Annotated in this window: 21 protein-coding genes and 1 pseudogene; 11 read left to right on the forward strand and 11 right to left on the reverse strand. The window is 59.7% G+C overall.

The genetic code is table 11. The features are described from left to right. Positions 1 to 134: 134 nt before the first annotated feature. Genes aauS through ACYZT0_RS20090 form a run of 3 tightly spaced genes read left to right on the forward strand, consistent with a single transcriptional unit; the run spans position 135 to position 3699 of the window. Positions 135 to 2036 carry a two-component sensor histidine kinase AauS gene (aauS, locus tag ACYZT0_RS20080; RefSeq protein WP_462042676.1) on the forward strand — a complete coding sequence of 634 codons (1902 nt, stop codon included), beginning with the start codon at positions 135 to 137 and terminating at the stop codon, positions 2034 to 2036. Continuing rightward, positions 2033 to 3361: a two-component response regulator AauR gene (aauR, locus tag ACYZT0_RS20085; protein ID WP_462042677.1), complete on the forward strand. Its 1329-nt coding sequence runs from the start codon at positions 2033 to 2035 to the stop codon at positions 3359 to 3361. Before aauS ends, aauR begins: the two co-directional genes overlap by 4 nt. An 8-nt stretch (positions 3362 to 3369) precedes the next feature. After that, on the forward strand, positions 3370 to 3699 hold the full coding sequence (locus tag ACYZT0_RS20090) for a GlpM family protein (RefSeq protein ID WP_462046610.1): 330 nt from the start codon (positions 3370 to 3372) through the stop codon (positions 3697 to 3699). Between the two features lie 111 nt (positions 3700 to 3810). Here the strand turns inward: ACYZT0_RS20090 and ACYZT0_RS20095 are convergent, their stop codons facing one another. The 3 genes from ACYZT0_RS20095 to metE all read right to left on the reverse strand — a co-directional run bounded on the left by ACYZT0_RS20095 (position 3811) and on the right by metE (position 8074). Then, a complete protein-coding gene (locus tag ACYZT0_RS20095) occupies positions 3811 to 4479 on the reverse strand; it encodes a DsbA family oxidoreductase (RefSeq protein ID WP_462042678.1) in 669 nt (222 codons plus the stop codon). Between the two features lie 90 nt (positions 4480 to 4569). Then, positions 4570 to 5604, reverse strand: a complete 1035-nt coding sequence (locus ACYZT0_RS20100) for an alpha/beta fold hydrolase (protein WP_462042679.1) — start codon at positions 5602 to 5604, stop codon at positions 4570 to 4572. Between the two features lie 157 nt (positions 5605 to 5761). Then, positions 5762 to 8074 carry a 5-methyltetrahydropteroyltriglutamate--homocysteine S-methyltransferase gene (metE, locus tag ACYZT0_RS20105; RefSeq protein ID WP_462042680.1) on the reverse strand — a complete coding sequence of 771 codons (2313 nt, stop codon included), beginning with the start codon at positions 8072 to 8074 and terminating at the stop codon, positions 5762 to 5764. Between the two features lie 120 nt (positions 8075 to 8194). Here metE and metR point away from each other — a divergent pair, with 120 nt between their 5' ends. Continuing rightward, a complete protein-coding gene (gene metR, locus ACYZT0_RS20110; RefSeq protein WP_131060908.1) occupies positions 8195 to 9112 on the forward strand; it encodes a transcriptional regulator MetR in 918 nt (305 codons plus the stop codon). A gap of 25 nt (positions 9113 to 9137) precedes the next feature. Here the strand turns inward: metR and ACYZT0_RS20115 are convergent, their stop codons facing one another. From ACYZT0_RS20115 to ACYZT0_RS20130, 4 genes are all read right to left on the reverse strand, one after another. After that, complete coding sequence (locus tag ACYZT0_RS20115; protein WP_462046611.1) at positions 9138 to 9635, reverse strand: GNAT family N-acetyltransferase; 498 nt, start codon at positions 9633 to 9635, stop codon at positions 9138 to 9140. A 2-nt stretch (positions 9636 to 9637) separates the two neighbouring features. Then, positions 9638 to 10276: a LysE family translocator gene (locus ACYZT0_RS20120; RefSeq protein ID WP_462042681.1), complete on the reverse strand. Its 639-nt coding sequence runs from the start codon at positions 10274 to 10276 to the stop codon at positions 9638 to 9640. A gap of 41 nt (positions 10277 to 10317) precedes the next feature. Further along, complete coding sequence (locus ACYZT0_RS20125; protein ID WP_462042682.1) at positions 10318 to 10749, reverse strand: NUDIX hydrolase; 432 nt, start codon at positions 10747 to 10749, stop codon at positions 10318 to 10320. A 90-nt stretch (positions 10750 to 10839) separates the two neighbouring features. Further along, on the reverse strand, positions 10840 to 12204 hold the full coding sequence (locus tag ACYZT0_RS20130) for an HD domain-containing phosphohydrolase (RefSeq protein WP_462042683.1): 1365 nt from the start codon (positions 12202 to 12204) through the stop codon (positions 10840 to 10842). A 258-nt stretch (positions 12205 to 12462) separates the two neighbouring features. Here ACYZT0_RS20130 and ACYZT0_RS20135 point away from each other — a divergent pair, with 258 nt between their 5' ends. The 5 genes from ACYZT0_RS20135 to ACYZT0_RS20155 are packed head-to-tail and all read left to right on the forward strand — an operon-like array spanning position 12463 to position 20861. Continuing rightward, entirely contained in the window at positions 12463 to 14769 is a 2307-nt protein-coding gene (locus ACYZT0_RS20135; protein WP_462042684.1) for a putative bifunctional diguanylate cyclase/phosphodiesterase, read from the forward strand. Next, positions 14766 to 16640: a putative bifunctional diguanylate cyclase/phosphodiesterase gene (locus ACYZT0_RS20140; protein WP_462042685.1), complete on the forward strand. Its 1875-nt coding sequence runs from the start codon at positions 14766 to 14768 to the stop codon at positions 16638 to 16640. Before ACYZT0_RS20135 ends, ACYZT0_RS20140 begins: the two co-directional genes overlap by 4 nt. A gap of 44 nt (positions 16641 to 16684) precedes the next feature. Continuing rightward, positions 16685 to 17644 carry a cytochrome-c peroxidase gene (locus tag ACYZT0_RS20145; protein ID WP_462042686.1) on the forward strand — a complete coding sequence of 320 codons (960 nt, stop codon included), beginning with the start codon at positions 16685 to 16687 and terminating at the stop codon, positions 17642 to 17644. Continuing rightward, complete coding sequence (locus tag ACYZT0_RS20150) at positions 17641 to 19452, forward strand: DAHL domain-containing protein (RefSeq protein WP_462042687.1); 1812 nt, start codon at positions 17641 to 17643, stop codon at positions 19450 to 19452. Before ACYZT0_RS20145 ends, ACYZT0_RS20150 begins: the two co-directional genes overlap by 4 nt. Beyond that, positions 19449 to 20861, forward strand: coding sequence for an ATP-binding protein (locus ACYZT0_RS20155; RefSeq protein ID WP_462042688.1), 1413 nt, complete (start codon positions 19449 to 19451; stop codon positions 20859 to 20861). The genes ACYZT0_RS20150 and ACYZT0_RS20155 overlap by 4 nt, the downstream gene beginning before the upstream one ends. Here ACYZT0_RS20155 and ACYZT0_RS20160 read toward each other — a convergent pair. The 3 genes from ACYZT0_RS20160 to ACYZT0_RS20170 all read right to left on the reverse strand — a co-directional run bounded on the left by ACYZT0_RS20160 (position 20854) and on the right by ACYZT0_RS20170 (position 23311). Then, positions 20854 to 22179, reverse strand: coding sequence for an APC family permease (locus tag ACYZT0_RS20160; RefSeq protein ID WP_462042689.1), 1326 nt, complete (start codon positions 22177 to 22179; stop codon positions 20854 to 20856). The two genes, ACYZT0_RS20155 and ACYZT0_RS20160, sit on opposite strands and share 8 nt — an antisense overlap. A 185-nt stretch (positions 22180 to 22364) precedes the next feature. Then, positions 22365 to 23186, reverse strand: coding sequence for a carbon-nitrogen hydrolase family protein (locus tag ACYZT0_RS20165; protein WP_462042690.1), 822 nt, complete (start codon positions 23184 to 23186; stop codon positions 22365 to 22367). Beyond that, positions 23183 to 23311 carry a hypothetical protein gene (locus ACYZT0_RS20170; protein ID WP_282375309.1) on the reverse strand — a complete coding sequence of 43 codons (129 nt, stop codon included), beginning with the start codon at positions 23309 to 23311 and terminating at the stop codon, positions 23183 to 23185. The genes ACYZT0_RS20165 and ACYZT0_RS20170 overlap by 4 nt, the downstream gene beginning before the upstream one ends. Between ACYZT0_RS20170 and ACYZT0_RS20175 the strand changes: the two genes are divergently transcribed. Beyond that, positions 23310 to 24110, forward strand: coding sequence for a helix-turn-helix transcriptional regulator (locus ACYZT0_RS20175; protein WP_462042691.1), 801 nt, complete (start codon positions 23310 to 23312; stop codon positions 24108 to 24110). The two genes, ACYZT0_RS20170 and ACYZT0_RS20175, sit on opposite strands and share 2 nt — an antisense overlap. 87 nt (positions 24111 to 24197) lie before the next feature. Then, positions 24198 to 24383 (forward strand): annotated as a pseudogene (locus tag ACYZT0_RS20180) (FMN-binding glutamate synthase family protein); the annotation flags it as partial. Positions 24384 to 24407: 24 nt separating this feature from the next. Here the strand turns inward: ACYZT0_RS20180 and ACYZT0_RS20185 are convergent. Beyond that, the gene (locus ACYZT0_RS20185; protein ID WP_462042692.1) at positions 24408 to 25916 is read right to left on the reverse strand and encodes a glucosyltransferase domain-containing protein; all 1509 of its coding nucleotides are present in this window, start codon (positions 25914 to 25916) and stop codon (positions 24408 to 24410) included. Position 25917: the final 1 nt, after the last annotated feature.

A 25917-nucleotide genomic window follows, 5' to 3' on the forward strand; every position in this document is an offset into this window, starting at 1 on the left:
GCTTGCCGGCGAAGGCGTCCTTAAGAGCGCCTTCGCCGGCAAGCCTGGCTCCTACGGATCACCATACAGCAGCTCCAACAAGGGGCCCGTGGGTATATGGAGATTTGTGTTGTGGTTGACCCAAGGCATCTGTGATGAAATGCGACCCCACTCTCTATCGCGCCGCGCCGCCATCACTCGCCGTGAAACCCCGTCTGATTCGCCATCTGTTCCTCCCGCCGCTGGTCATCGCCCTGATGATCGGATTGGGTTACATCGGCTACTGGGTCAGTGAACACTACGGAATTCGCAGCCTCAGCGAGAACGGCCAGCGTCAACTCGAATTGCACGCACGTGCCGTCGAGAGCGAGATCAGCAAATACACCTACCTGCCCAGCCTGCTGGAACTCGAATCCAGTGTTTCGAAGCTGTTGGCCGACCCGTCACCGGAACACCGGCAGACGGTCAATGAATACCTCGAAGGCCTGAACCGGCGCAGCCGCAGTCGGGCTATCTATGTGATGGACACCACCGGTCGCGTCATGGCCACCAGTAACTGGCGCGATGTCGACAGTTACCTGGGCGAAGACTTGTCCTTTCGCGCCTACTTCCAAAACGCCGTGCGCGGTCAGCCGGGGCGCTTTTACGGCATCGGCAGCACCAACGGCGAGCCCGGTTATTACCTGGCTCATGGCCTGGAAGAACACGGCAAGATCATCGGCGTCGCGGTGGTCAAAGTCCGCCTCGAAGCCATGGAAGAACGCTGGCAGCGTGCGCGGCTGGAAGCTTTCGTCAGCGACGAGAACGGCATCATCATTCTTTCGAGCGATCCGGCACGACGGCTGAAATCGGTTGTGCCATTGAGCGACGAGACCAAGGAAAAACTGGCGCGCAGCCTTCAGTACTACTGGTTTCCACTGAACGAACTGCAGCCGCTGGCCCGGGAACAACTAGCCGAAGGTGAGGAAAAACTGACGTTCCCCGCCAACAGCGAACTCGTGTCCGATGAAGAGAACATCAGCTACCTGTCGCAAACCCGCCCTTTGAGCGATACCCCGTGGAATTTCACGTTGCTCACGCCCCTGCAGGATTTGCGGCGTGAAGCGATCAATCAAGGGATTCTGGTGGCGGTGGCGTTTGCTCTGGTGGCATTCCTGCTGATCGCCTGGAACGAGCGGCGCAAGGTGATCGCCACGCGCCTCGCCGCCCGGGAAGCCTTGCAGGAAGCCAACAGTCAACTGGAGCGTCGGATTACCGAACGCACCACCGATCTGCGCGCCAGCAATGAACGGCTCAAGAGTCAGATCCGCGAACGCCGTCAGGCCGAAGAGACCTTGCGCCGTGCCCAGGATGAACTGGTGCAGGCCGGAAAACTCGCGGCCATCGGCCAAATGTCCACCAGCATCGCCCACGAATTGAATCAGCCACTGGCAGCGTTGCGGACGTTGTCCGGCAACACCGTGCGTTTCCTTGAGCGTGGCCAGCTGGACGTTGCCAGCACCAACCTCAAGACCATCAACGAACTGATCGACCGCATGGGTCGGATCACCGCCAGCCTGCGTTCGTTTGCTCGCCGCGGCGACGACAAAGGTCAGGCCAGCCTCGGCAAAGCGGTGGATGCGGCCTTGCAGCTGCTCGGTGGTCGCGTGGAAAGCGCTCATCTGCAACTGCACCGAAACTTCGCCAATCTCCAAGTGCAGATCGACCAGACCCGCCTCGAGCAGATTCTGGTCAACCTGATCGGCAATGCGCTCGACGCCATGCAGGCGCAGCCGCTGCCAGAATTGTGGCTCGAAGGCGAAGAGTTCGATGGCAAATATCGCCTTCGTGTACGCGACAACGGCCACGGCATCGACGCCGAAGCACGCAAACATCTATTCGAACCGTTCTTCACCACCAAACCCGGCGAACAGGGCCTGGGCCTCGGCCTGACCCTGTCAGCGAGCCTGGCCGCTGCCACCGGCGGTCATCTGGGTGTCGAACACCCGGCCAGCGGTGGTACCACCTTCGTCCTCAGTTTACCGTTGGTAAGCCCCACTCACGCCGAGCCAATATGAACAACGACCTTAGTGTGCTGATCGTCGAAGACGACCCCCATGTGCTGCTCGGCTGCCAACAGGCACTGACCCTGGAAGACATTCCCTGCGTGGGCGTCGGCAGCGCCGAAGAAGCGCTGGAGCGGGTCGGCGACAATTTTGCAGGCATCGTCATCAGCGACATCCGCCTGCCGGGCATCGACGGCCTGGAATTGCTGACCCGACTCAAGGCCCGCGACCGCAGCCTGCCGGTGGTACTGATCACCGGCCACGGCGACATCTCCATGGCCGTCGGCGCGATGCAAAAAGGCGCCTATGACTTCATGGAGAAACCCTTCTCCCCCGAACGTCTGGTCGACGTGGCGCGCCGTGCGCTGGAGCAACGCAGCCTCGCGCGGGAAGTCTCTTCGTTGCGTCGGCAACTGGCGGAACGGGATTCCCTCGAAGGCCGGATTATCGGCCGCTCACCCGCCATGCAAAACCTGCGGGAATTGATCGCCAACGTCGCTGATACGTCAGCCAACGTGCTGATCGAAGGCGAGACCGGCACCGGTAAGGAGTTGGTCGCGCGCTGCCTGCATGACTTCAGTCGACGGCACTCCAAACAGTTTGTCGCGCTGAACTGCGGTGGCCTGCCGGAAAACCTGTTCGAAAGCGAAATCTTCGGTCATGAAGCCAACGCCTTCACCGGCGCGGGCAAACGGCGGATCGGCAAGATCGAACACGCCGACGGTGGCACGCTGTTCCTCGACGAAGTGGAAAGCATGCCGCTACCGCTGCAAATCAAACTGCTGCGGGTGTTGCAGGAGCGCACCCTCGAACGTCTTGGCTCGAACCAGAGCGTGGCGGTGGATTGCCGGGTGATCGCGGCGACCAAGTCCGACCTGGATGCGTCGAGCAAGGCTGGCGAGTTTCGCAGCGACCTGTATTACCGCTTGAACGTGGTGACCCTCGAACTGCCACCACTGCGCGAACGACGCGAAGACATCCTGCAATTGTTCGAACACTTTCTGCAGCAGTCATCCTTGCGCTTCGACCGCGCGGTGCCGGACCTGGACAACCAGACCCTGTCGAATCTCATGAGCCACGACTGGCCGGGCAACGTGCGCGAACTGCGCAACGTCGCTGAGCGCTTTGCCCTCGGCCTGCCGGCCTTCAAGAAGTCCGGCGCCAGCGGTAGCAATCAGGGCCTGGCCTTCGCCGAAGCGGTAGAAGCTTTCGAACGCAACCTGCTCAGCGATGCCTTGCAACGCAGCGGCGGCAACCTGACCCAGGCGAGTCTGGAACTGGGCATGGCCAAGACCACGCTGTTCGACAAAGTGAAGAAGTACGGGCTGAGCCACTGATGGACCTGATTCTCAAAGCGGCACTGGGCGCGGCGGTGGTGGTGATTCTGGCTGCGTTGGCCAAGACCAAAAACTATTACATCGCCGGATTGGTGCCGCTGTTTCCGACCTTTGCGCTGATTGCTCATTACATCGTCGGCAAGGGACGTTCGGTGGAGGACTTGAAGACCACCATCGTGTTTGGGATGTGGTCGATTATTCCTTACTTCATCTACTTGGCGACGTTGTACGTGATGGTGGACCGGATGCGGTTGGAGGCTTCGTTGGCGGTGGCGGCGGTGGCTTGGTTGATGGCGGCGACGGTTCTGGTTTCAGTGTGGGTCCGCCTTCACGGCTGACGCCTAGCTGATCGTTCCCACGCTCCGCGTGGGAATGCAGCCCGTGACGCTCCGCGTCACTGGACGCGGTGCGTCCCTAGAGGCATTCCCACGCGGAGCGTGGGAATGATCTCAGCCGTTCACCGTGCCGCCTTTTGATTCGCTCATGATTTGCCGAATCGCCCCGACAAAGGTCTCCACCGGCTGGCCACCACTGACTGCGTATTGCCCGTTGAACACCACGGTCGGCACCGAACTGACGCCTCGCGACAGCCACAACTGCTCTTCCTCACGAACCTCTTTGGCGAACTCGTCCGACGCCAGAATCGCCTCGGCCCGCTGCCGATCCAGCCCAACGCTTTGCGCAATCTGCGCCAACTGACCAGGGTCGGACGGATTACCGCCATCAGTGAAATACGCCTTGAACAGCGCTTCTTTCAAATTGAACTGCAACCCTTCGAGCCCCGCCCAGAACAGCAAGCGATGAGCATCGAACGTGTTGTAGATGCGGCTGTTGCCATCCGTGCGAAAGGCAAACCCGACCTCGGCGCCACGCGCGCGGATCATCTCGCGATTCTTCTGCGATTGCTCAGGGGTCGAACCGTACTTTTCGGTGATGTGTTCAGTGATGTTCTGCCCTTCCGGCCCCAACTTCGGGTTCAGTTCGAACGGCTGGAAACGGATCTCGGCCTGCACCTCGTCGCCCAGCAAATCCAGCGCTCGGGTCAGGCCGTAGAGGCCGACAACGCACCAGGGGCAGGACACGTCGCTGACGAAATCGATCTTCAGGGGGGTACTCATCATTCACCTCGCAGGCTTGAATTGCGCCGGAAAGTTTGAACGATACACCCGACGAGGCCGAGGTGGCAGCTGTTCCACTACCCCTGTGGATTAGAGAAGGTTCGGGGTTGCCACCGGATCAATCTGTGCCCAATGCGAGGTGTCCTCGCGGTGGGTCTGCAAGTACGGCAACACCGCCGCCAGCAGCGGCGCCTTGAACGCCTCCTGGAAACGATGCGCCAGCCCCGGAATCAGCTTCAACTGACTGCCGCGGATATGCGCCGCCAGGTGTACGCCGTGCATCACCGGCAACAGCGGATCGGCGGTGCCATGCACCACCAGCGTCGGTACCCGCAATTGATTAAGCAGCGCGACACGACTGCGCTCGGCGAGGATCGCCATGATCTGGCGCTTTACGCCTTCGGGGTTGAACGCACGGTCATAAGAGAGCGCTGCCTGATGCAGCAGCCCCTGCCGATCATCGCTCACCGTCGGGCTGCCCAGCGCCGCCAGCAAATCGGCTTGTTGCTCCAGCGCTGCTTCGCGATTCGGCGCACCACGGCGCGCGAGCAACTGCACCAACGCCGCACTCGGTGCCGGCAAGCCTTCGGCCCCGGAGCTGGTCATGATCAAGGTCAGGCTCTCGACCCGCTGCGGCGCCATCGCCGCCATATGCTGGGCGATCATCCCGCCCATGCTCGCGCCCAATACGTGAAATTGCTCGACGTGCAACGCATCCATCAATCCAAATGCATCATCAGCCATATCGGTCAGGGTGTACGGCGCCGACACCGGCAAACCGAGTTTGTAGCGCAGCACTTCGAACGTCAGATTGGCGTCGATGGGCGCTTGCCGCCAGGTCGACAGGCCGACATCGCGATTGTCATAGCGAATCACCCGAAACCCCTGCTGACACAGCGCGATCACCACCTCATCCGGCCAGTGAATCAACTGACCGCCCAGGCCCATCACCAGCAGCAATGCTGGGTCGGACGCACGGCCAATGCTCTGGTACGCCAGGCTCACCTGCGCCAGATCGACCCGCTCGGTCGGAACATTGATATCGCAACGAGACGCCGCCAGGGACGGCAGGCCAAACAACAGCGCGGCCAGGAAAACCGCTGTGGATAAAAATCGTGCACGCATGAAAAACACCGAAACGCAGAACCCCAGTAGAGCGCGAGTCTGATGAAGTTTGTTCAAGCGCGCTGCCACAGTTGCGTGACAGTTTGATGAAGAGTGCTGAACGGTCGTATTCGCACAGAAGATCGTTCCCACTCTGCGTGGGAACGATCAGATCAAATCAGGCCAACTGACTACGCAACTGCCTTGCCGCCGCCACCATGTTCACCAACGCCGCCTCAGTCTCAGGCCAGCCTCGAGTCTTCAACCCGCAATCCGGATTGACCCACAACCGCTCGGCGGGAATCCGTTTAACGGCCTTGCTCATCAACTTGACCATCTCGGCCGTGTCCGGCACCCGTGGCGAGTGGATGTCGTAGACCCCCGGGCCGATGTCGTTCGGGTAGTCGAACGCTTCGAAAGCCTCCAGCAACTCCATGTTTGAACGCGAGGTCTCGATGGTGATCACGTCGGCGTCCATGGCCGCGATGGACTGGATCACGTCGTTGAATTCGCTGTAGCACATGTGGGTGTGGATCTGCGTTTCGTCACGCACACCGGATGCGCTCAAGCGGAAGGCTTCTACCGCCCAGTCGAGGTATTCCTGCCATTGCGCACGGCGCAGCGGCAAGCCTTCGCGGAAGGCGGCTTCGTCGATCTGCACGATCTTGATGCCAGCGGTTTCCAGGTCCACCACTTCGTCACGCAGGGCCAGCGCCAACTGCTGCGCCTGGATTTTGCGCGAGACGTCTTCGCGCGGGAACGACCACATCAGCATGGTCACGGGGCCGGTGAGCATGCCCTTCATGACCTTGTCGGTCAGGCTCTGTGCATAAGTGATCCAGTCGACCGTCATGGCGGTCGGGCGGCTCAGGTCGCCGTAGATGATCGCCGGTTTCACGCAGCGCGAACCGTAGCTCTGCACCCAACCGAAACGGGTGAACAGGTAGCCGTCCAGTTGCTCGGCGAAGTACTCGACCATGTCGTTACGCTCGGCTTCACCGTGCACCAACACGTCCAGCCCCAGTCGTTCCTGGACTTGCACGGCGTGACGGATTTCGCTGTGCATGGCGTCGGTGTAGTCGTTGGCCGACAGCTTGCCTTGCTTGAACGCTTGCCGCGCCAGACGAATCGAACCGGTCTGCGGGAACGAGCCGATGGTCGTGGTCGGGAATGCCGGCAGTTTCAACCGCGCGCGCTGCTGCTCGATGCGTTTGGCAAACGGCGAATGGCGTTGGCTGTCCGCTGCGCCGATGGCGTTGATGCGCGCCTGCACCTCAGCGTTGTGGATACGTGGCGATTCGGTGCGACTGGCCTGAATGGCACGGCTTTCGGCCAGGGCGGCTTGCACCTTGGGCGATTGCGGATCGTTGAGGGCATCGCGCAGCACGGCGATTTCACCGCACTTCTGCACCGCAAACGCCAGCCAGCTTTTCAACTCAGGGTCGAGTTTGTCTTCGCGATCCAGATCCACCGGGCTGTGCAGCAGCGAGCAGGAACTGCTGACCCACAAGTTGTCGCCGAAGCGTTCCTGGGCCGGTTGCAATTGAGCGAGGACTTGCTCCAGCTCGCAGCGCCAGACGTTGCGGCCGTTGACCAAACCCACCGAAAGAATCTTGTAAGTCGGCAGACGGTCCAGCACCTGACCGAGTTGATCCGGAGCGCGCACGGCATCGATGTGCAAGCCTTGCACCGGCAGGCTGACAGCCAGGCCGAGGTTGTCTTCCAGACCACTGAAGTAGGTCGCCACGAGTTTTTTCAGCGGCGAGTATTGAAGGATGTGGTAAGCGCGTTCGAAGGCGTTTTTCCAGGCCTGTGGCAGGTCGAGGGTCAGAATCGGTTCATCGATCTGCACCCACTCCACGCCTTGGGCGGCGAGGCGACCGAGGATTTCGCCATAGATCGGCAGCAGGCGCTCCAGTAGATCGAGCTTGTCGAAGTCGTTGCCTTTAGCCTTGCCCAGCCACAAGTAAGTCAGTGGGCCGATGATCACCGGTTTGACGTTGTGACCCAGGGCCTTGGCTTCGTCGACTTCGTCGAACAGTTGTTCCCAGCTCAGTTTGAACTGCTGGTCAGCGGTGAACTCCGGGACCAGGTAGTGGTAGTTGGTGTCGAACCACTTGGTCAGTTCCTGGGCGTATTGCGCTTGAGTGTGTTCGCCGCCGCAGCAGGCAGCCGTGGCGCCACGGGCCATGGCGAACAGGGTGTCGAGGGTGGGCAAGCCGCGCGAATCCTTGGCGCTGTCGAAACGCTCGGGGATCACACCGAAGGTCAAGGAATGGGTCAAGACTTGGTCGTACCAGGCGAAGTCGCCCACGGGCAGCAGGTCGATGCCGGCGTCTTTCTGCAATTGCCAGTGGGTGGCGCGCAATTGGCGGCCGACGCTTTTCAGCGCGTCCTGTTCCAGATCGCCCTTCCAGTAGGATTCGAGGGCTTTTTTCAGTTCGCGGTCCGCGCCGATGCGTGGAAAACCAAGTGTGTGGGCCAGAGCCATGATGAGTTTCTCCCAATACAAAGATGTCGTAAAACATGGCCCTATTGTCGACAGCCAACCCAACATGAGACAAACTCAACCTTTTCGTGTTGATCACAAGTTTTCCTCATGGAGCCCCCGGTGCTTGAAATCCGTCACCTGAAGACCCTGCACGCCTTGCGCGAAGCCGATAGCCTGGTGGATGCGGCCGACCGCCTGCACCTGACACAGTCCGCCCTGTCCCATCAGTTCAAGGAGCTTGAGGAACGGCTGGGGATGCCGCTGTTCGTGCGCAAGACCAAACCGGTGCGCTTCACCAGCGCCGGTTTGCGCCTGCTGCAACTGGCCGACGCCACCCTGCCGTTGTTGCGGGGTGCCGAGCGCGATATCGCACGGCTGGCCGGTGGCACCGCTGGGCGATTGCACATGGCGATCGAGTGTCACAGTTGCTTTCAGTGGCTAATGCCGACCATCGACCAGTTCCGCGATGCCTGGCCGGAAGTCGAACTGGACCTGGCCTCAGGGTTCTCCTTCGCCCCGTTGCCTGCGCTGGCCCGTGGCGATCTGGATTTGGTAGTGACCTCCGATCCGCTGGAACTGGCCGGGATCACCTACGTGCCGTTGTTCACCTACGAAGCGATGCTCGCGGTGGCCAACCAGCACCGTTTGGCGAGCAAGGCCTACATCGTTCCGGAAGATTTGCTCACCGAAACGCTGATCACCTACCCAGTGGAACGTGATCGGCTGGACATTTTCACCCGCTTCCTCGAACCGGCCGATATCGAGCCGGCTCAGGTCCGCACGTCGGAACTGACGGTGATGATGATGCAATTGGTGGCCAGCGGTCGCGGCGTGTGCGGCATGCCCCATTGGGCGCTGCATGAATACAGCTCACGGGGTTATGTGAAGGCCAAGCGGCTGGGCGAGAAGGGTTTGTTTGCGACGCTGTACGCCGGGATTCGGGCCGACATGCTGGATGCGCCATACATGCGGGACTTTTTGCTGACGGCCAAGGACACGTCGTTCTCGACACTGGATGGAGTCAGCGCCGTCCGCTGAAACGCCGTTACCTGATCGTGGTGGGTTAGATCTCCCGCCACATATGGATCTTGTCGAAGTAGTCCTCGCCCACCCGCACCGCCAAAGGTTCGAGACCAAACTGGATAAAGCCGCAACGCTGGTACAGGTTGAACGCGGCTTCATTGCCGGCGGTGACGGTCAGCTGGATCAGCCGCAGGCCCTGACGGATCTGCGCTTCAGCCAGGGCAGCTTGCACCAGGTGATAACCGAACCCGCGCTGCCGGACCTTGCCGGACACGTACATGCCAAACAATGTCGCCTTGTGCCGGGCCTTTTCCCGAGGTTCGAAGGCCAGGCCGACGATGCCCGCCAACTCACCGTCTTCGAATGCGCCGAACACCACGTCCAGCTTGCTGGCCAGGCGTGATTCCCACCAACTCAGCGGCATCACTGAGCGTTCGCGCACGCTGGAGGTAAACGCCTGGGGGTGCAGGTCGTAGGCTTCGAGCATCAGCGCCCGATAATCCAGGGCGTGACTGGCATCAAGCCGCTCAATCCACATGTTCAAGCCATCCGTCGTTGTTCAAGCATCAGTCGCAACGCCAGCGCTGACAGCACGAAGCCCATGAAATAGCGCTGCACCGCCAGCCAGGTCGGGTTGTTGACGAACCAGGAGGCGATGCCCGCGGCGAACAGCGCGATCAGCAGATTGACGGTGAAACTGACGCTGATCTGGGTCAGGCCCAAAATGATGCTCTGAGTGAACACTGCACCGTGCTCAGGGGTGATGAACTGCGGAAACACCGATAAATAAAACACGGCGATCTTCGGGTTCAGGGCGCTGGTCAGAAAGCCCATGGTGATCAATTTGCGGGACGAATCCGGCGGCAACTGCTGTGCCTCGAAGGGTGAACACGCACCCGGTTTGACGGCCTGCCAGGCCAACCACACCAGGTACAGTGCGCCGGCCCACTTCAGCACTTCGTAGGCCATCGGCACCGCCAGAAACACGGCGGTCAAACCGGCAGCGGCCGCGAACAGGTGCACGAAAAATCCCGCGACCACACCGAGCAAGGAGGTCACGCCGGCCTTGCGCCCCTGGCAGATCGAACGGGAAATAAGGTAGATCATGTTCGGCCCCGGCGTCAGCACCATCAGCAATGCGGCAGCGGCGAAGATCAGCAAGTCTTGAAGCGGGATCATGGGCAGTCCTTGCTCTTATGAAATCAGCGTTCGGGAAAGGATCAGGCGATCATTAACGAGGTTCGATAAAACGGCAGGATCAGGTCCCGTGTCAATGGCGCCAGCGTGACATCGCCGTCGGTGGCCGGGTCGATCCAGCGCACCTCTTCGATCTCCGCCGCAGGTGCTACCGCTGAATCGATGGTCAGCTGAAAAAGTTCGGCCTGGACGACAAAACCCGGCTCGTTGGCGGCCGGTGCCGAGAATTGTCCGAGGTAGGTGGCGTGTGCCGGATCGATGACCAAGCCCAATTCTTCTTCCAGTTCACGGGCCAGGGCGTGGACAGGTTGCTCATGGGCTTCGATCTTGCCCCCTGGCTGCATGAACGCCTCGGTGCCGCGCTTGCGGACCAACAGTATGCGACCGTCCGGGCCGATCAACAGGGCGGCGGCGATGCGGATGAGACGGGGCGAGGCAGCGGATGAAAGCGTCATGGATCAGGATTGGCCTTGAGGAAAAAGCGCAAGGATCCCATGGCCGCCGCAGCTTCGTCACCCCGCAAAGATCACATCCTGCGCCAACGTCTATGTCGTTGCGCGCTCCAGCAGCGCTGTCTCCTCTTCTTCCGGCATTTTCACAAAAATGCTGTATTTCGCGCCCTCCATGGCTTCGAAGGCGATCAACTTCTCTACCAGCGGCCCGTTCAACACCTTGCCGGCATTGAGCAGCAGCATGCCGTTGTCGGCATTGAGGTTGCGCGCCAGGATCATGCCCGCCGCCACTTCCCGTGTGGTCAGCACCTTGACCGACGGATCGGCCAACGAGACATCGCTCAGGTACGCGGCACAGACCTGGATGAAATCTTCCACCAGTTCGGGATCGTAGAGCCGCCCGGCATAGCTGCGGATGTAGACCAGAGCCTCATCGCTGTTCATCTGCCGCTCGAGGATCAGTCCGCGCTGCAACTCGATGAAATCCACCGCCAGTTTCAGCAGGCGCGAACCGAACGGAATTGCCTCGCCCTTGAGCCGGTCGGGGAAACCGCTGCCATCCCAGCGCTCCTGATGATGAAGAATCAGACGAGCGGCGTCCTTCATCGGGTCGAGGGTCATCAACAGCGATTCGCTCTGCTTGGGATAACCGCGATAACGCTCCTGATCATTGTGGTGCAGCAGGTCCGCGGGCGCGGTGATCATGCTGTCGGTCCAGCTCAGCTTGCCGATGTTGTAGAGCGCCGCGGCCATGGCCAAGTCGCGGCTCGTGCCCTCGTCCAGTTCGTGGAGTTTGCAATACACCCGCACCAGTTCGATGATCTGGCGGTTGGTCTGTTTGGCCGGTGGCAGGCGCAAGTTGGCCAGCAGCGAGAACACCTCGGTGCCGGTGACATAGCTGCGCTTGAGCTCTTCGTAGGCCAGGTCGAGCATGTCGGCAGTCTGCTGGAGTTCGGCGGTACGGGCGGCGACGTGTTTTTCCAGGGTGATGTTGAGCGACTTCAACTGAGCGTTCTGCTGCCGGTTCAACTGCTCCAGGCGCTGGCGTTCGCGCTCGGAATGTTGATGAGCCAAAGACTGGCGCAAGGTCAGGAGCATTTCCTCGTCGTTCCAGGGTTTGCTGATGTAGCGGTGAATCTGCCCTTCGTTGATGGCTTTGATGATCGTCGGCATGTCCGCGTAGCCGGTGAGCAGAATCCGGGTGGTCGTCGGGTACAGCCGGTGGATATGAGCCAGCAGCGTGGCACCGTCCATGTTGGGCATGCGTGCGTCGGTCATCACCAGGTCAATGGCGTGTTGCTCCATGATCTCCAGCGCTTGGGCACCGCTGGTGGCCAGCAGCAATTCGTAGGGCTGGCTGCGTAACAGACGACGCAGGCTGTTGAGGATTGACTCCTCATCATCGACCAGCAGCACCTTGGGTTTATCGTACAAAGTCGTGGGGAGTTGCTCTTCCATGGCGTCACCTCAAGTAAAACGGGCACATCGTTGTGGCAGGTCCCGGGGCAAACATCCCCTATTGCCGGAGCCTGACCTACAGGCTAGATGATTTTCACCCCCTCAACGGAAATGAATCAGCTCATTGAGTTGCGCGAAGTGCTGGACAGCGAACTATGCTCAGCTGACTCGGATCCATATCTGTACGTTCGGCCAGGTGATCAGGGAAAGGATGCCCCCTATGAATAAACCGCACCACACTGCTGCCGGTACCAGCGTATGACGATAAATACGCTGCTGGCACGGACCAATCGACGGATTCTTATCGTCGACGACACCGCTTCGATTCATGCGGACTTCACCAAGATCCTCAGTCCACCCTCGATTGAGGACGACAGCCTGATCAGCGCCGAAAAAGCCCTGTTCGGCACCCCTGCGGCGCTGTCGCTGCAGAGCTTCACACTCGACTCGGCGCTTCAGGGCCTCGAAGCCTTGGACAAGGTCGAGACGGCGCTGGCCAACGACATGCCTTACGCAATGGCCTTCATCGACATGCGCATGCCGCCGGGCTGGGACGGGCTGGAGACCATCGAACGGCTGTGGCAGGTCGATCCCAAGCTGCAAGTGGCGCTCTGCACCGCTTATTCCGACTATTCCTGGGAAGACATCGACGAACGCCTGGAACTGGGCGATCGCCTGCTGATTCTGAAAAAACCCTTTGATGCCATCGAAATCCGCCAGATGGCCAGTGCACTGACCGCCAAGTGGCAAATGACCGAAGACGCGGCGCTGAAAATGTCGCTGCTGGAACAGGCGGTCGAGGAGCGCACACGGGAGCTGTCCGATGCCAACATCATTGTGCAGAACAGCCCGACCATTCTGTATCGGCTGCGGGGCGAGCCGTCGTTTCCGCTGATGTATATCTCGCACAACATCACCAAGTACGGCCACGTCGCAGCGAACCTGGTGGCTTCGGCCAACTGGGCCCGGGAACTGATCCATCCCGATGATCAAACGAAGGTCGACACCGCCATGGCCCGGGTGCTGGACCGTCATGCGGCGGGCGCTTCCATCGAGTTTCGGATGCGCACCGGCAGCGGTGACTGGCGCTGGGTCGAAAACCGCTACATCCCGGTGCGCGGCGATGAAGGCCGTTTGCTGGAAGTCGAAGGCATCATTATCGACATCACTGAACGTAAATTGGCCGAGGAAAAAATCGCCCTGCTGGCCCGCACCGACGGGCTGACCGGGCTGGCCAACCGTGCGACGCTGATCGAACGGTTGCATCAGGCATTCGCCGCTGCTCGTCGGGGGGCGGCACCGTTCGCCATGTTTTACCTGGACCTGGATCACTTCAAGCGCATCAACGATACCCTCGGCCACCCGGTGGGCGACTTGTTGCTGCAAGAGGTTGCCCGCCGGATCAAGGCCTGTGTGCGCGAAAACGATGTGGTCGCCCGTCTCGGCGGTGACGAGTTCGCGATCTTGCAGCAGGACGTCGGCGACCCGACCGAATCCGCGGCCCTGGCCGCCAAGGTCCGCGATACGCTGGTATTGCCCTACTCCCTGGCCGGCAATGATGTACGGGTCTCGGTCAGTATCGGCATCAGCAGTTACAGCCCGGCCAGCACCAGCGCCGACGGCCTTCTGACCCAGGCCGACATGGCGTTGTATCGCTCCAAGGAAAAGGGCCGCAACCAGTACCACTTCCACTCCGAGGAGATCAATCAGGAGGTGGTCGAACGCATGACCATCGCCAACGACTTGAGAGCGGCCATCGAACACGATGAACTCGAACTGCATTACTGGCCGGAAGTGGACTTGAGCAGCGGCAAAATCCTCGGCATGGAAGCTCAGGTCAGCTGGAACCACCCCGAGCGCGGTTTACTGGAAGGCCCGGCGTTCCTGCCCGCCGCGGAGAAGACCGGCACCATCGTCGCGCTCGGTCACTGGGTGCTGGATCACGCCTGCCAGCAAATGCGCCAATGGCGCGATGAAGGCATGGCGCCACCGGTCATTGCGATCAAACTGTCCCTGGCCCAACTCAAAAGTGGTCCCGAGCTGATCTATGACGTGCTGCGCACCACCGCGCGCTGGGAAATCTGCCCCTGGGACCTGCGCTTCGACGTCACCGAAGCGACGTTGGCCCAGACCAAATGGACCCACAACGATGTGCTGCCGCGACTGCGTGAGCTGGGGGTGAAGATCGCCATCGACGACTTCGGCACCGAGTATTCCTCGTTCGACTATCTCAAGACCTACCAGGTCAATCACCTGAAACTCGCTCAGGCCTTCATCGACACCGCCGCCCACGATCCGGCCAGCGCGACCACCCTGCGCGCCATCATCAACTTTGCCCGTGAAGTCGGGATCGGCATCATTGCCGAGGGCGTTGAAACCCAGGAGCAGCGCAGCTCGCTGATGGCCACCGGTTCACCGATGAACGCTCAGGGTTACTTCTTCAGCAAAGCGGTCAGCAGCCAGCAGGCCGCCGAGCTGCTGAAGGCCGGCAGCATCTTGCCCCCCAACCACGACATCGGGCAGATTCTGGACAACCCGCCACGCTCCGCGGAGGACAAAGGATGAAAACGCCTTTCGTACGGACCAATCGGCGCATCCTGATCATCGACGACACGCCCTCGATTCATGAGGATTTTCGCAAGATTCTTGGCCCAGAGACCGAAGGCGAACAGACCCTGGCTGGTGCTGAAGAAGCTCTGTTCGGCACCGTGCAGCTTGATCGGCTGACGTTCCAGCTCGACTCGGCCTACCAGGGCCAGGAAGCCCTCGAACTGGTCACGCGCGCACTGGCCGAAGGTCGCCCCTATGCCATGGCGTTCACCGACATGCGCATGCCACCGGGCTGGGACGGCCTGGAAACCATCGAACAACTGTGGAAGGCCGACCCTCACCTGCAAATCGCATTGTGCACGGCCTATTCCGATTACACCTGGGAAGACATGGCCGAACGGCTGGAGTTCGGCGACCAGTTGCTGGTGCTGAAAAAACCCTTCGACAGCCTGGAAATCCGCCAGATGGCCAGTGCCCTGACCTGGAAATGGCAGATGGCGCAGGACGCAGCGATGAAGGTCCTGAACCTGGAGAAAACCATCGAGGCGCGGGTCCACGAATTGCTCAAGGTTTCGCACCTGTTGCAGTACGACGTACTGACCGAGCTGCCCAACAGCACGTTGCTCGGTGACCGGCTGAACCAGTCTCTGGCCCTGTCCCGGCGTCATGACAAGCAACTGGCCGTGATGTTTTTGGGACTCGATCGCTTCAAGCGCATCAACAACGCCCTGGGCCATCCGGCCGGTGACGAGATGCTCAAACAGGTAGGCCGCAATCTGGTGGCGACTATTCGCGAGTCCGATTCGGTATTTCGCTACGGCTCTGACGAATTCGTGGTGATCCTCGCCGATGTCCGCCACCCTCAGCAGACCAAGGGCATCGCCGAAAAACTCTTGAATGCCATCCGCGCGCCTCAGCACATTGCCGGCCACGACCTGTGCGTGACCGCCAGCCTGGGCATCAGCATCTACCCCGAGGACGGCCTCGATGCCATCTCGCTCATCAAGAAAGCCGAAACCGCGATGCGCAACGTCAAGGAAAGCGGCCCGAACGATTACAGTTTTTTTATCGACGACATGAACCAGCGCGCCCGGGATCAGCAAAGCATCGAGTCTGGCATTCGCCTAGCGCTGGAGCGCAACGAATTTGTCCTGCATTACCAACCCAAACTGGACCTGGGCAGCGGCCAAGTGGTCGGTGCCGAGGCGCTGATCCGCTGGCAAAAACCGGGGCACGGTCTGATCTACCCGTCCAAATTTATCGGTGTAGCCGAAGACAGCGGTTTGATCGTGCCGTTGAGCAAATGGGTGCTCGCCGAGGCTTGCCGACAAACCTGCGCCTGGCAGGCCGCAGGGCTGCCGAAAATCTGTATGTCGGTGAATATCTCGGCCATCGACTTCCGTCAGCGGGACTTTGTCGACGGCATCGAACAGACACTCAAACAAACAGGTCTGGAACCGGCCTTGCTGGAGCTTGAAATCACCGAAGGCATATTGATGCAGAACGTCGAAACCACGGTGACCGCGCTGACCCGGCTCAAGGCCATGGGCGTGCGACTGGCCATCGATGACTTCGGTACCGGTTATTCCAGCCTGAGTTACTTGCAGCGTTTTCCCATCGATGTGCTGAAAATCGATCAGTCATTCATTCGCGGCTTAAGCAGCGACAGCAACGACGCTGCCCTCGTCAGCGCCATCATCAGCCTAGGCCGGAGCCTCAAGCTGACCATCATTGCTGAAGGGGTGGAAACCCTCGAACAACTGGATTTCCTCAAGGCCCATCAATGCGAGGAAGGCCAGGGCTACTACTTCAGCAAAGCCGTGGAGCCGGAAGCGTTCGTCCGGTATCTGGGGTCGGTGAAGCCCTCTTCATCCGCAGCCATGTGAACGATGCGCAACGACACACAGGCCTCCAGCCAAGGAATCATCAGATGTCGCCTTCCTTTCACCGCCTGCTTCTGGTGCCATTGTTCGGACTCTGCTTGAGCGCCGGTGCCGCGCCGCTGGATGAACCACTCAAACCACTGCCGGCGGTGCCACAGCAGAATCCGCTGCGGGTCGAACTCGGCCGCCAGTTATTCAACGAGAAACGCTTGTCGGTCAACGGCAGTCTGTCCTGCGCCAGTTGCCACCGACTGGAAAACGGCGGGGCCGACGACAAGGCGTTCTCCATCGGTTTCGCCGGCCTGCCGGTGACGATCAACACCCCCAGCGTGTTCAACGCCAGCCTGAACTTCCGGCAATTCTGGAACGGTCGCGCCGACACCCTGGAAACCCAGATCCACGGAGTGGTGCAGAGCTCCAGTGAAATGGGCAGTAACTGGGAGCATGTGGTGCAGACGCTGAACGCCGATCCGGTTTATCAGACCTCGTTCGTCAACGCCTACCCGGACGGCGTGACCATGAACAATGTGCAAAACGCCCTTGCCACCTACGAACGCACGCTGATCAGCGCCAACTCGCGTTTCGACCAATACCTGCTGGGTGATACCGACATTCTCTCCAAAGATGAAAAGTACGGCTACCAACGCTTCAAGGATTACGGCTGCATCGCCTGCCATCAGGGCGTAAACATCGGCGGCAACATGTTCCAGAAGTTCGGGGTCATGGGCGACTACTTCAAGAACAGGGGCAACCCCACCGAAGCCGACCTGGGCCGCTATCTGGTCACCAAGGACGAAGAGGACCGCAACGTGTTCAAGGTCCCGAGCCTGCGCAACGTCGCCGTGACCGCGCCGTACTTTCACGATGGTTCGGTCAAGACCCTCGAAGAGGCGGTGGACGTGATGTTCACGTTTCAGCTCGGTCGTATTCCCTCTGCCGACGACAAGACGCTGATCATCAAATTCCTCCAGACCCTGACCAGTGAATGGGGAGGCAAGCCCTTATGAAAACATCTAACCGCCGCAACCTGGCGTTGCTCAGTGTCGTGGCCCTGATACTGGCTTCGGTGCTGCTGTTCCTATACCTCAAATCCAATTCGAACCAGACGACGACTTACACCGAATCCCGGGACTTGATCGGCCAGATCAAACAACTGAACGCGCAATGGGAAACCGAAATCCTCAAGGCCAGGGTCGCCATCAGTCACAACTACGATCCGTTGGTCGCACCGCTGACCGAGGTGACGAACCTGTGGGAGCGGTTCGACACGATGGCGTCGAACCACGGCCGCAACGAATCGCCTACCTGGCGCGCCAGCCATGATGCCTACCTGACCGCCATTCAGGAAAAGACCCGGTTGGTGGAGCAGTTCAAGTCGCACAACGCCGTGCTGCGCAACTCGCTGGCGTTCCTGCCCACCGCCGAGGACGACATTCAGGAACAGCTGGCCCGGTTGGTGGATGAGGACCAACTGCAACTTCATAACATCGCCACCGACACGTATGACTTGCTGCTCAGCAGCCTGGAGTTCGCTCAGGTCACCTCTGATGACAAAGCCGCCGACATCCTGCTCGGGCTGAACAAACTGGGGGTGAACAAACAACGACTGCCGGAGCCGTTCCACAGCCCGATCGATATTCTGAGCAACCACATCGCGCTGATCCTGCGCGAACAACCCGTGGTCAATCGGTTGCTGGAAAACATCGAAGCCGTTCCCGTGGCCGAACGCCTGGACGATATTACCAACCTGCTCAACACCGATCAGCAGCGGACCTATGCGGTCGACCAGCGCTATCACTTCTACATGCTGTTGTTTTCGGTGCTGCTGGTGTTGCTGCTGGTGTACCTGGCGATTCACCTGATGCGCAGTTTCACCGTGATCAATCGCGTCAACAAAGCCCTGCACACCGCCAATGACGACCTGGAACTGCGGGTTGAGGAGCGCACCCGCGAGCTCAGGGATACCCAGAGTGAACTGCTCGACACCGCGCGCCAGGCCGGTATGGCCGAGATCGCCACCAATGTGCTGCACAACGTCGGCAACGTGCTCAACAGCGTGAACATTTCGGCCGACCTGGTGACCCGCAAACTGCGCGGTAGCAAGGCGCAGGGCCTGGGCAAGGCCATGCAGCTGATCAACGAACATCAAGGCGACCTCGGCGATTTTCTGACCGAGGACGCGAAAGGCAAGTTGCTGCCCGGCTACCTGAATCAACTGGTGGAGGCCATTGCCCTTGAACAACAAGGCATGACCGACGAACTGGCCCAGTTGACCAAAAGCGTGGACCACATCAAGGACATCGTCTCCACCCAGCAGTCCTACGCGGGCGCCAACAGCCTGATGGAACCGCTGCACATCAGCGAATTGCTGGAGGACGCCCTGCGCATGAACTCCGGCGCGCTGACCCGACACCACGTCATGGTGGTCAAGGAATACAGCGATGTGCCGCAGGTCATGGGCGACAAACACCGTTTGCTGCTGATCCTGATCAACCTGATCAGCAACGCCAAATACGCCATGTCCGAACTCAGCAACCGCCCGCGACAAATGACCCTGGGGGTCAAAATCGTCGATGACACAACCCTGCAAGTCAGCGTCAAGGATGACGGCGAAGGCATCGCCGAAGAAAACATGACGCGGATCTTTGCTCACGGGTTTACTACCCGCAAGGAAGGTCACGGCTTCGGCCTGCACAGCTGTGCACTGGCCGCCATCGAAATGAACGGCCACCTCACCGCCCATAGCGACGGACCGGGCAAGGGTGCGCTGTTCACGTTGCGGATCCCTCTGAAAGCCGCACCGGTGGAAGCATGAGCGAGCGTTCGAACCGACGCATTCTGCTGATCGACGACACGCCGTCCATTCACGTGGACTTCCGCAAGATTCTCACGCCCACGCCGGAGCAGACCGTCGAACTGGACGAAATGGAGGCCACGCTGTTCGGCAACGAAGTGAAATCCGCCAGCGCCCTGTTCGAACTGGATTCGGCGTACGGCGGGCAGGAGGGGCTGGGCAAACTCAAGTGGGCCTTGCAGGAAAACCGCCCCTACGCCCTGGCCTTTGTCGACATGCGCATGCCTGAAGGCTGGGACGGCGCGCAAACCATCGAATATTTGTGGCAAGCAGATCCGCGCCTGCAGGTGGTGGTTTGCACCGCTTTTTCCGACTATTCCTGGGATGAACTGCTGGACCGTTTGAAGGCGCATGACCGGCTGCTGATCCTGAAAAAGCCGTTCGACAATATTGAAGTCCAGCAGATGGCCAACACCCTGCTGACCAAATGGGACATGACCGAACGGGCCAGCGTGCAAATGGACCATTTAGGGCAAATGGTCGAACGGCGAACCCGGCAGTACACAGAGGCCAGCGTTGAATTGCAGCGGGAAATCGACGAGCGCAAACAGCTTGAAACCCAATTGGTGCAATCGGAAAAACTCGCCTCATTGGGGCAACTCGCGGCCGGCGTCGCCCATGAAATCAACAACCCCATCGGCTTCATTTCCTCCAATCTCGGCACCCTGGATGGCTACTTCAAACAATTACAGGAAATGCTCGACGCCTATCGGGATGCGGAAGAGGCGATCGGCTCAAGCGAACTTATCGAGCGTTTGAACCAACTGCGCGAACGGGTCGAGCTGGAGTTCCTGCGCGAGGACATTCCGCTGCTGATCAAGGAATCCAAGGACGGCATCAACCGGGTCGGGCAGATCGTCAAGGACCTGAAAGACTTCTCCCGGGTCGACTCCAACCAGGAATGGCAGTGGGCCAATCTGCAACAGGGCATCGAATCGACGTTGAACATTGTCGCCAACGAACTCAAGTACAAGGCCGATGTGCTCAAGGAATATCAGGACCTGCCCGACATCGAATGCCTGCCTTCGCAAATCAATCAGGTGATCATGAACCTGATCGTCAACGCCTCCCAGGCCATCGGCCCGGAACGCGGCACCCTCACCCTGCGCACCGGACTTGAAGCTGAAACGGTGTGGATCGAGGTTGCAGACACCGGCTCCGGCATTGCGCCGGACTGCCTGCAGAAAATCTTCGACCCGTTTTTCACCACCAAACCGGTGGGCCAAGGGACAGGGCTTGGGTTGTCCCTGTCCTATGGCATCGTGAAAAAACACCGGGGGGATATTACGGTGCGCAGTGAGGTTGGCGTGGGAACAACCTTTCGGGTCGAATTGCCGATTCATCAATCCAAACCGCTCCCGCCTAAGTAGCCTCCTGGAAATCCATCTCCGGTGGCTGGCGACGGAAGCCGCCGGTCAGCACCGCCAGGTACACCACGCCAATCGCCAACCAGCTCAAACCCAGATAGATCGCCAGGTGATCGAGGCTGACCATCAGCCACAAATCCGCCACCAGACCAATAAACGGGAACAACAGGAACAACACGAATTCACGCAGCCCTTTGTTCTCACCGCCGATCCAGTAATGAAATATCACCGACAGGTTCACCAGGCTGAACGCCAGGAACGCGCCGAAGTTGATGAATGAGGTCGAGGTGGTGACATCCAGTTTCAATGCCAGCAAAGCGACCACGGCGCACAACAGGATGCTGTTGACCGGTGTGCCAAAGCGTTCGTGCAAGGTGCCGAAGAACGATTTTGGCAGCACGCCGTCGCGGCCCATGGCGAACAACAGTCGCGAGCCGCTGGCCTGAGCCGACAGGCCCGACGCGAACTGGCCGACGATCAGGCCGATCAGGAAGATCGACACGAACAGGTCACCACCGATGTTGCGGGCAATTTCATAGGCCGCCGAGTCGACGCTGTCGAACTGGAACGACGGATGCGCGATCTGCACGAAGTACGACACACTGACGAAGATCAATCCACCGATCAGGGTAATCAGCATGATTGCTCGCGGGATGGTGCGGCGCGGGTCGCGGGTTTCTTCGGTCAGGGTACTGACCGCGTCGAACCCCAGGAATGAATAACAGGCGATGGCTGCACCGCTCTTGATCAGCGGCATCTGCATGTCACCGTTGAAGAACGGTTTGACCGACCACAATGGCGTGCTCGCATCGCCACCGACGTAATGGACGCACAACGCAACGAAGGCGATCAGCACCAGGAACTGCACTAGCATCAGTAACGCGTTGATGCCGTTGGCCAGTTTCAGACCGACGATGTTGATCGCACTGGTGATGCCAATGAACGCGAGCACCCAGATCCACTGCGGCACGGCCGGGAAGGCGGAGTTAAGGTAGGCCGCGCCGATCAGCCAGATCGCCATGGGCAGGAACAGGTAATCGAGCAGCACAGCCCAACCGGCGATGAAACCGAGTTTCGGGCTGATCGCTTTGCGTACATAGCTATAGGCCGAACCGGCGACAGGAAACGCCGAGGCCATTCGGCCGTAACTCATGGCGGTGAAAAACATCGCCACCAGCGCCGCCAGATAAGCGGCCGGCACCATGCCGGCGGTGGATTGAGCGAGGATGCCAAAGGTTCCGAGCACAATGATCGGCGTCATGTAGGCGATGCCGAACAGCACCACCGAACCCAATGACAGGGTGCGTTGCAAACGAGCCATGAGCGACTACTCCGAATTTATTAGATTTATGGCAGAGCCGAGTTCGGCAAAAATTACGGGTGTTGCGTGATCGTTCCCACGCGCCGCAAAGGAATGCCTCAATGGACGCTCTGCGTCCGCTCTTGGGACGCGGAGCGTCCCGGGCTGCATTCCCACGCAGAGCGTGGGAACGATCGGGTTAACGGTTAACGTGCAGGAATCAGTAACTCCCTATGTCCATTGGCATGCTCAACAATCTCCCCCGGCAACCGCAGCCGCTGATCATCCAGATACCGATAATCCTGCCGCGCCATCGTCAGCTGATTCAGATCCAGCTCAACCGCAAACTGTCCTTCCTCCCGTCCAGCCTCGAACAACAAAGTCCCCAGCGGATCCACCAGCGCACTGCCGCCAGCAAACACCAACCCGCCATCGCCCTCTTCTACCCGGTTGACCATCAGCGCAAACGCTTGGTTTTCCTGGGCGCGGGCCATGATCGCCGTACGGTGAGTCGGGCCGTACGGGTCCATGTTGCCGTTGGTGACGATCAGCAGTTCAGCACCCAATTGCGCCAGGGCACGGGCGGTTTCCGGGAATTCGATGTCGTAGCAAATCAGCAGGCCGACCCGCACACCGTTCCACTCGCAGGTGGCGTAACGGTCTCCGGCTTCAAAAACACCACGATCCGAGGCCCACAGGTGCGTCTTGCGATATTTCAGCGCGATACCTTGGGGGGTAATCAGCAACGTGGTGTTGTAGAAGCGGCCGTTGTCGGTCTCGGCCATGCCGATCACCACGGCGATGTTGCGTTCACGGGCCGCAGCCAGCACCGCGCTGACGGTCGGGCCGGTCAGCGGTTCGGCGGTTTCGGCCAAAGCCTCGAGGGACGGAAAGCCCATCAAGTGGGTTTCGGGAAACACAATCAGCTGTGTATCGTCAGCACAGGCAGCGATCGCCTTCAGAGCGCGTTCGAGGTTGTATGCCGTGTCGTTGTCACGGCCCGCCAACTGGGCGAGTTCGACTTTCATGGGTATTCCTTGTTCTTGATGCCTGGCAGAAAGATTGCCCGGTCGGTGTCTGTGCGCCAGTATGCGCAGCAAGCCAGCGGCCGGGGAATCACGCCGCTGGGGTAACCCGATAGGGGTAGAGGCATGACACTCTCGTTAGACGACATCGCGTGGCACCGCTCGGTCGGGCAATTGATCGACGCCCTCGACAAGCCCAATTTCTGGACCCAGCTTGTACGGTTGCTGGATCAGTACGTGACCTTCGACAGCTGGGTGGCGCTGCTTTTCAGCGCCGATCAGCACCCGCAAGTGTTCGCCGAATGCCCGGGCGCGGACGGCAGTCCTGATCAATTGTTCCAGGACTATCTGCGCGGTTTGTATCTTCTCGATCCGTTCTACATCGCCTGTCGCGAGCAGTCGCGCACCGGGCTCTATCGCTTGTCGGAAGTGGCGCCGGAGCATTTCGAGCTGACCGAGTACTACCAGCGCTACTTTCGTCTGAATGTGGTGGCCGATGAAATCCAGTTCAATTGCCAGCTCGAAGGCGACCGCACGTTGTGCCTGTCACTGGGCAGCAAGCAGCGTTTCAGCGGACAGCAGATCGCCTTGCTGTCACTGATCCAGCCCTGGGTGCTCGGCCTGTTGCGCCAGCGCCTGCCCTACGAAATAAACGAAACCGTGGCCCTCGCGCCAGCACCGCCGCAAGCCGACTGGCGAGTGCAGCTGGAAGCGTCGGTGCAACAACTCAAAGGCGCGCAATTGACCGCGCGGGAACTGGATGTCGGGCGCTTGATGCTCAGCGGCTGCTCCAGTAAAGAAATCGCCCGCAAACTGGAAATCTCTGTCGAAACCGTGAAAGTCCACAAGAAACACATGTACAGCAAACTGGGGATCAAGTCCCAGTCCGAGCTGTTTTCGATATTTCTCCAGGCGCAAAATGCCTGACACACCGCTTTTCTGTAGGAGCAAAGCTTGCTCGCGAAGAGGCCATTACATTCAACATTGATGTTGGCTGACACACCGCATTCGCGAGATCAATCGGCCAAGCACTTGGTACGGCGCATGTCGGCGACCGAGATCAAACTGTTCTCGCAGTTGTATGTGTTCTTGAAACCGGGGGAGTTGCTGACCGGTGAAGTGAATGGCGAGTTTTACTCGCGGATGTGGCAGATGGCGCGGGCGGATAGTTTTGAGCCCAACGAAGTCGCGGCGGCCTGAACCCCGCGGCCCCGTCATCGCGTTTCACCAGCGAAGCGCCTTGATCGGGGCCGGCTCTTTCATGACGATAAAACCGTAATCACCCAGCATGTAAATCCGGTAGTACGGGTTCTCCACCACCGGTGGATAACCCTGATAACCCACCTTGGTCGCGTTACGTCGCTCTCTCTCCGCCACCACGTTGGTGATGCCCACTTTCGGCAGGTTCTCGGCCAGCATGAAAAAGTCGATGTTCAGTAGATAGTGCAACACCGGCATCTGCTTGAACGAGCCCGCCGCCCCCAGCAGCCAGTGGTCAGAATAGGTCACCGACATGTAAATGCGCTTGGCTTCGCGCAGCTGTCGATTCGACGCGATGTCGTGCTCAAGACTAAAGAGTGCGCTGGACGCGAAGGCTTTCTGCACCGTCAGCACCCGTCCATAGGCATACGACAGCGAAAGCATCGCCAACAATGGAACCACCAGCAACAGCGGCAGCCGTTCGTGGATTCGTGCCAGCGCCAGATGGCTCAAGTAGAACAACAGCACCAATAGGACCGCGAAGCCCATCAGCGTCCTGGCCCCTTCATTGAAGTCCCGGAAAAACAGCGCCATACCCGACACCAGCAAGGTCACTACCGGTAATGCCAGCACGCAGATCAGGCCGATCAGAATTTTGTTCGCTGTGCTGTCCTGACGCGCCACGACGTTGAGCCCCAGGCGAACCGCGCCGGCAATGGCACACAGCAACAATCCGGCGAACACCCAGGCAAATCCGCCGTGAAACAGCAGCACGACTTTTTCCAGCACCCTGGCGATGTTGACGTGCAGTTGCAGCAACGGCTCGGCTGTCCAGTTCAGCAGCAGGGTACGATTCTGTTGAGTGAACGGATAAGCACTGACGGCGTAAATCAGGCAGCCCAGGAAGGCCTGAGCGATTTTCCAGCCGATCAAACCGCACCACTGCGGCCAGGCCAGTTTGTCATTGGCGCCCCTGAGCACCTCCAGGCAAAACAACCCGAGAAACACATTGAAGGTCACCTGATACAGCCCTATCGCCAACGCAACCAGGAAGGACGGCACCAGCCACTGCAAAATGCGCGAGGGGTGACGAAACGTGATGGCGTAGATGACCGCCACCAGGCTCAAAGCCATGGCAGGGCCGTCGTATTGATAGGACAGGTTTTGCAGAAAGAACGGGTTGTACCAGAGCGGCAACGGCACCAGGCAGCAAGCAATCGTCGGTTGCGGGTAGTAATGAAACGTTAGGCTCGTCAACGCCGCGGCCATGGCCAGCGTGGCGATCAATAGCGGCAACGGGAAAATGTTCGGCGCGGCATCGCTGAAGGTGAGCAGGTTGTAGAACAGCTCGGTGAACAGTCGCCCCTGTCCCGCCCAGGCCGTACCGGCCGACAACGATCGCCAGTTGTCATCGATGTACGGATAGTCCGCGAGGATGAGCGGAACGACATACACAAAGGTCGCCAACAGAAAAAACAGCCAGACCTGGCGGCGTCCGAGTTCCTTGCTGAAAAAGTCGCTGAACCTGCCCATG

This window comes from Pseudomonas sp. ZS1P83 (assembly GCF_054897825.1).

What these genes read in the sequence shown, in the direction of transcription:
- ACYZT0_RS20140 (WP_462042685.1), top strand. Translation starts at nt 14,766, where the DNA reads ATGAAAACGCCTTTCGTACGGACCAATCGGCGCATCCTGATCATCGAC.
- ACYZT0_RS20100 (WP_462042679.1), bottom strand. Translation starts at nt 5,604, where the DNA reads ATGCGTGCACGATTTTTATCCACAGCGGTTTTCCTGGCCGCGCTGTTG.
- ACYZT0_RS20095 (WP_462042678.1), bottom strand. Translation starts at nt 4,479, where the DNA reads ATGAGTACCCCCCTGAAGATCGATTTCGTCAGCGACGTGTCCTGCCCC.
- ACYZT0_RS20175 (WP_462042691.1), top strand. Translation starts at nt 23,310, where the DNA reads ATGACACTCTCGTTAGACGACATCGCGTGGCACCGCTCGGTCGGGCAA.
- ACYZT0_RS20120 (WP_462042681.1), bottom strand. Translation starts at nt 10,276, where the DNA reads ATGATCCCGCTTCAAGACTTGCTGATCTTCGCCGCTGCCGCATTGCTG.
- ACYZT0_RS20170 (WP_282375309.1), bottom strand. Translation starts at nt 23,311, where the DNA reads ATGCCTCTACCCCTATCGGGTTACCCCAGCGGCGTGATTCCCCGGCCG.
- ACYZT0_RS20135 (WP_462042684.1), top strand. Translation starts at nt 12,463, where the DNA reads ATGACGATAAATACGCTGCTGGCACGGACCAATCGACGGATTCTTATC.
- ACYZT0_RS20130 (WP_462042683.1), bottom strand. Translation starts at nt 12,204, where the DNA reads ATGGAAGAGCAACTCCCCACGACTTTGTACGATAAACCCAAGGTGCTG.
- metE (WP_462042680.1), bottom strand. Translation starts at nt 8,074, where the DNA reads ATGGCTCTGGCCCACACACTTGGTTTTCCACGCATCGGCGCGGACCGC.
- ACYZT0_RS20155 (WP_462042688.1), top strand. Translation starts at nt 19,449, where the DNA reads ATGAGCGAGCGTTCGAACCGACGCATTCTGCTGATCGACGACACGCCG.
- aauS (WP_462042676.1), top strand. Translation starts at nt 135, where the DNA reads ATGAAATGCGACCCCACTCTCTATCGCGCCGCGCCGCCATCACTCGCC.
- ACYZT0_RS20160 (WP_462042689.1), bottom strand. Translation starts at nt 22,179, where the DNA reads ATGGCTCGTTTGCAACGCACCCTGTCATTGGGTTCGGTGGTGCTGTTC.
- aauR (WP_462042677.1), top strand. Translation starts at nt 2,033, where the DNA reads ATGAACAACGACCTTAGTGTGCTGATCGTCGAAGACGACCCCCATGTG.
- ACYZT0_RS20150 (WP_462042687.1), top strand. Translation starts at nt 17,641, where the DNA reads ATGAAAACATCTAACCGCCGCAACCTGGCGTTGCTCAGTGTCGTGGCC.
- ACYZT0_RS20165 (WP_462042690.1), bottom strand. Translation starts at nt 23,186, where the DNA reads ATGAAAGTCGAACTCGCCCAGTTGGCGGGCCGTGACAACGACACGGCA.
- ACYZT0_RS20125 (WP_462042682.1), bottom strand. Translation starts at nt 10,749, where the DNA reads ATGACGCTTTCATCCGCTGCCTCGCCCCGTCTCATCCGCATCGCCGCC.
- ACYZT0_RS20115 (WP_462046611.1), bottom strand. Translation starts at nt 9,635, where the DNA reads ATGTGGATTGAGCGGCTTGATGCCAGTCACGCCCTGGATTATCGGGCG.
- ACYZT0_RS20145 (WP_462042686.1), top strand. Translation starts at nt 16,685, where the DNA reads ATGTCGCCTTCCTTTCACCGCCTGCTTCTGGTGCCATTGTTCGGACTC.
- ACYZT0_RS20185 (WP_462042692.1), bottom strand. Translation starts at nt 25,916, where the DNA reads ATGGGCAGGTTCAGCGACTTTTTCAGCAAGGAACTCGGACGCCGCCAG.